Consider the following 638-nt stretch of genomic DNA (forward strand, 5'->3'; position numbering starts at 1 on the left):
AGTACCGACGAACAACCTCATCGAGGGGATGGGAGTCCAGACCACCAACACCAAGGCCCAGGACGGACAGCAGCACCCCGGCGCGGACGCACTGGAGGTCGCCAAGCCCTTCCTGGACAGCGGCGGCAAGGACGTCTTCATCTACATGACGGACGTGTACCGCACGTTCAGCTACGAACGGGAAAGCTACGCCGCCTACCAGGCAGCCATGAAGACCCAGGTCGAGCAGGCGATGGCCAGCCCCTACAAGGACCGGATCGTCTTCGTCCCCTACAACGAGCCCGACGGCATGTGGTACCCGGGCATGCGCACCAACGGAGGGTCGCAGGCCGGGTTCAACGCCGAGTGGCTGCAGACCCACGACTTCATCAAGGGCATCTGGCCCGAGGCGCGGCTGGCAGGCCCCAACGTCTCCAGCTACACCACCTCCGCCGTCAACAGTTTCCTCACCTACTGCAAGGCCAACGACTGCCTGCCCGACGTCATGACCTGGCACACCCTGGGCAGCCCGGCAACCGTGCGCAGCACGGTCGACTCCTACCGCGCGCTGGAGACCGCGGCGGGGATCACCACGCCGCTGCCGATCAACCTCAACGAGTACGCCCACCGCTACCACCTGACCGACCCCGGCCAGATGG

1 pseudogene is annotated in these 638 nt (G+C 65.8%); it reads left to right on the forward strand.

Annotated features, from left to right (window positions below):
- Positions 1 to 638: pseudogene (locus RB628_RS41125) on the forward strand (ricin-type beta-trefoil lectin domain protein); the annotation flags it as partial.

The sequence above is a fragment of the Streptomyces sp. ADMS genome, from assembly GCF_033441795.1.
Classification (GTDB): Bacteria; Actinomycetota; Actinomycetes; order Streptomycetales; family Streptomycetaceae; genus Streptomyces.